Source organism: Paraburkholderia sp. (assembly GCF_026225065.1).
Lineage (GTDB): Bacteria > Pseudomonadota > Gammaproteobacteria > Burkholderiales > Burkholderiaceae > Paraburkholderia.
This window is the reverse complement of the sequence record NZ_JAMFSB010000061.1, coordinates 1-3,497: the sequence shown is the minus strand read 5'-3', so window position 1 is coordinate 3,497 and position 3,497 is coordinate 1. Positions and strand designations below refer to the sequence as shown.

4 protein-coding genes are annotated in these 3,497 nt (G+C 62.8%); all 4 read right to left on the bottom strand.

Features of this window, described 5'->3' with window-relative positions:
- Positions 1-80: 80 nt before the first annotated feature.
- Positions 81-833, bottom strand: a complete 753-nt coding sequence (locus tag M0954_RS04885) for an SDR family NAD(P)-dependent oxidoreductase (RefSeq protein WP_297351925.1) — start codon at positions 831-833, stop codon at positions 81-83.
- A gap of 1 nt (position 834) precedes the next feature.
- On the bottom strand, positions 835-1,545 hold the full coding sequence (locus M0954_RS04880; protein WP_297351927.1) for an ABC transporter ATP-binding protein: 711 nt from the start codon (positions 1,543-1,545) through the stop codon (positions 835-837).
- A gap of 172 nt (positions 1,546-1,717) precedes the next feature.
- Complete coding sequence (locus M0954_RS04875; RefSeq protein WP_297351923.1) at positions 1,718-2,479, bottom strand: ABC transporter ATP-binding protein; 762 nt, start codon at positions 2,477-2,479, stop codon at positions 1,718-1,720.
- Positions 2,476-3,456 carry a branched-chain amino acid ABC transporter permease gene (locus tag M0954_RS04870; RefSeq protein WP_297351921.1) on the bottom strand — a complete coding sequence of 327 codons (981 nt, stop codon included), beginning with the start codon at positions 3,454-3,456 and terminating at the stop codon, positions 2,476-2,478. Before M0954_RS04870 ends, M0954_RS04875 begins: the two co-directional genes overlap by 4 nt.
- Positions 3,457-3,497 lie beyond the last annotated feature (41 nt).

Genomic DNA, 3,497 nt, shown 5'->3' with positions numbered 1-3,497 from the left:
TTCATAGCTTCCTCAATGACTCGCCAGACTCCCTATCTCTCTCGCTAAAGGGGGAGCAGCCCGGCGCAATCCAGTTTTTTTCAAGCGGCAAGAAAGCCACCGTCCACGGGCAGCACCACGCCGTTCACATAGCTCGCCATCTCGGAGGCCAGGAACACAATGGGACCGACGATCTCCTCGGGCTTGCCACCGCGTTTGATCAACACACGGTTCATGTACCAGTCGATGCCGCCCGGCGTCTGGAGTTGATGGGTCACCAGATCGGTCAGCATCAACCCGGGCGCCACCGCGTTGACGCGCACGCCGAACGGCGCGAGATCGCGCGCCAGCACCTGTGTGAGCGAACGCACCGCGCCCTTGGAAGCGACGTAGCCGGCAGTCGATGGCCCGCTGACGAAAGCGACGATGGACGAGAGGTTGATGATGCAGCCCTTGCTTTGCTTGAGCGCCGGCACGAAGGCGTGAGTGACGTTGAACAGTCCATGCAGATTCACATCAATCACCCGGTCCCACACCTCCGCTGCGTTCTCGTCGTCGATGCGCGCCTTGCCTGTGATGCCGGCGTTGTTCACCAGCACGTCAATGGGCCCGAGGCGCTCGGTCAGCGATTGCGCCAACTCCTGCGTTGCTTTGCGGTCTCTTACGTCCAGCGTTTCCGCCCAGGCTTCGCCGCCCTCCGCACGAATGGCGTCGGCGACGGCTTGTGCCTCGTCGTGCCGCACGTCAAGCACGATTACGCGAGCGCCTTCGCTTGCAAAGCCATGCGCTGTCGCGGCGCCGAGCCCGCCGCCCCCCCCTGTCACGAGGACCAGTTTGTTCTTTGCCAAATTCATGTCATACCCCAAGGTAGGCCCGGCGCACGGCCGGATCATTCAAGAGATCCTTCGAGGGACCGTGAAGATTCATTTCCCCGTTCTCGAGGATGTAGGCGTAGCTCGACACGCGCAACGCAAGCCGCACGTCCTGTTCGACAACGAGGATCGTGAGACCTTGTTCGCGGTTGAGCCGTTGGATGATTTCGAAGATCTGTTCGACCAACAGCGGTGACAGACCCATCGAAGGCTCATCGAGAAGGATCATCCGGGGCCGCGCCATCAGGGCACGGCCGATCGCAAGCATCTGCTGCTCACCGCCCGACAGCGTGGACGCGCGTTGCTCGCTGCGTTCCTTGAGGCGCGGGAACATCTCGTAGACGCGCTCGAAGTCCTCGGCGATCTCCTTGCGCGCGAACTTGCGCTGGAAGGCTCCGAGTTCGAGGTTCTCGCGCACGCTCATGTCCTTGAAGACCTCGCGGCCCTCGGGCACTTGCACCAGGCCGCGCCGCACGATCTCGTCGGACGGGACGCGGCCGATCGGCTGGCCGTCGAAACGGATCTCACCCATCGAGGGTTCGATGAGGTGCGAGATGGCATTGAGTGTCGTACTCTTGCCTGCACCGTTACTGCCGAGCAATGCCACGATCGCGCCGCGAGGCACCTCAAGCGAGACATTCTGAAGGGCCTGGATCGCACCATACGACGCGCTCAGGCTGCGCACTTCCAGCATCATGTCCGTACTCCGTGAGGTAGCGCTTTGTCTGCGACGGATGACACTCGCTCAGACGAGGCGAGGAACACCGTGGAACCGGTTTTACCCGCATGCCTGGGTTGCCGCCGCAGAGGAGCGTGCCCGAGCCACACAGAGCGAGTGAGGATGGGGTTGAGGCTAGCGGCGAGTGTCATTGCGCCGCCCCCTTGCCCAGATAGGCTTCGATCACGCGCGGGTTCTGCGCCACTTCAGCGGGCGTGCCTTCGGCGATCTTCTCGCCGAACGACATGACGGTGATCCGATTGGAGATCGACATCACGAGCGGCATAACGTGCTCGACCAGCAGCACAGTGATGCCGTCGCGCGTGGCGAGTTCGGTGAGCAGGTGGTCCAGACTCTCGATGTCCCGATTGCGCAGCCCTGCCGCGGGTTCATCCAGCAGCAGCAGGCGCGGCTTGAGCGCCAGTGCCCGAGCCAGTTCGAGTAGTTTCTGATGTCCGAAGTCGAGCTCACGTGCGCTCGTGAGGCGATCGTGCGTAAGTCCCACGCGTTCGATCAGGCTGTCCACCAGGTCCTGCGTCTCGCCGCTGGGCCGGCGCAGCAGACGCCCGACAGTGTTTGCGCTATGCGAATAGCAGCCGAGCAGAACGTTCTCATACACGCTCAAGTGACCGAACAGTTCGAGATTCTGGAAGGTCCGCGCGACGCCGAAGCTGGCCATGCGGTTGGCGTGCGCATGGGTCACATCTTCGCCATCCAGAACGATGCGTCCCGTGGTCGGTTGGTAGTAGCGCGAGATGCAGTTGAAGGTGGTCGATTTACCCGCACCGTTGGGACCGATCAGCGCATGGATCGTGCCCTTTTGCACCTGGAACGACAGGTCGTTCACCGCCGTCAGGCCGCCGAAGCGCACCGTGATGTTCTGCACTTCGAGGAAAGCCGCGGCGCTCATGGGTGATCCCCCTTCGCTGCGCCGCCGCCCAGCCCTTCCTCTGCCGCCGGACGCGCGACACGCCGCTTGCGGTCGGCGAAGAGGCCGTTCGGCTTGAACATCATGAATCCCATCAGGATTACGCCGTAGATCAGCTCCTGGACCGAGGGTGCGCCGCGCAGCAGTTCCGAAATGATCCCGAAGGTCATCGCACCGGCCACCGCACCGCGTACCGAGCCGATGCCGCCGACGACCACCATGGTCAGCACCAGGATCGTGGTCTGGAAGCCGAGGCTCTCGGGGTTGATGTATGAGACGAACAGCGTGTACATGCCACCCGCGACGCCGGCGAACGCGCCGGAGATCGCAAATGCGGACTGCTTCATGGCGCGCGCGTCGACGCCCATCGCGGTCGCCGCCACGTCGCTCTCGCGCACGGCGCGCAGCGCGGAGCCGAACTGTGAGCGCGAAAGCGCCACCGTCAGCCACAACATGAGCGCCGTCACAATGATCAGGAACGGGTAGGCTTGCAGGTCACTCGTGAGCTTGAGTCCGAAGAACTCCGCTGGCGACAGCCGCATGCCGTTGGAGCCGCCGGTGACGCCCTCCCAGTTGAGGAACACCCACTGCATGGCTTCACCGAAGGCGAAGGTCGCCAGTGCGAGATAGATGTCGCGCATTCGCAGCGCCAGCAAGCCGATGATGTAGCCAATCACCGCCGAGAGCAGACCACCAGCGAGGATCGACACTACAAAAGGCGGATGCCACGCCGAGTTGACAATCCCCGCGGTGTAGATGCCGATGCCATAGAACGCGGTGTGCGACAGCGCGAATTGACCGGCTTCACCGATGACCACGTGCATGCCGAGCGCCAGCACGACGTACACCATTAGCAGGTTCGCCACATACAGCACATAGCCTGTGACCGTGAACGGCAACACGCAAAGGACAACCAGCGCCACGAGCAACGCCACGTGATTGAACGTGAGTTTCTTCATACTTTCTTCACCTGTACCTTGCCGCCGAGCAGGCCCTGCGG

Bases quoted from the DNA above. Each gene is read 5' to 3' on its own strand.
- M0954_RS04885 (WP_297351925.1), bottom strand. From the start codon at position 833: ATGAATTTGGCAAAGAACAAACTGGTCCTCGTGACAGGGGGGGGCGGC.
- M0954_RS04880 (WP_297351927.1), bottom strand. From the start codon at position 1,545: ATGCTGGAAGTGCGCAGCCTGAGCGCGTCGTATGGTGCGATCCAGGCC.
- M0954_RS04875 (WP_297351923.1), bottom strand. From the start codon at position 2,479: ATGAGCGCCGCGGCTTTCCTCGAAGTGCAGAACATCACGGTGCGCTTC.
- M0954_RS04870 (WP_297351921.1), bottom strand. From the start codon at position 3,456: ATGAAGAAACTCACGTTCAATCACGTGGCGTTGCTCGTGGCGCTGGTT.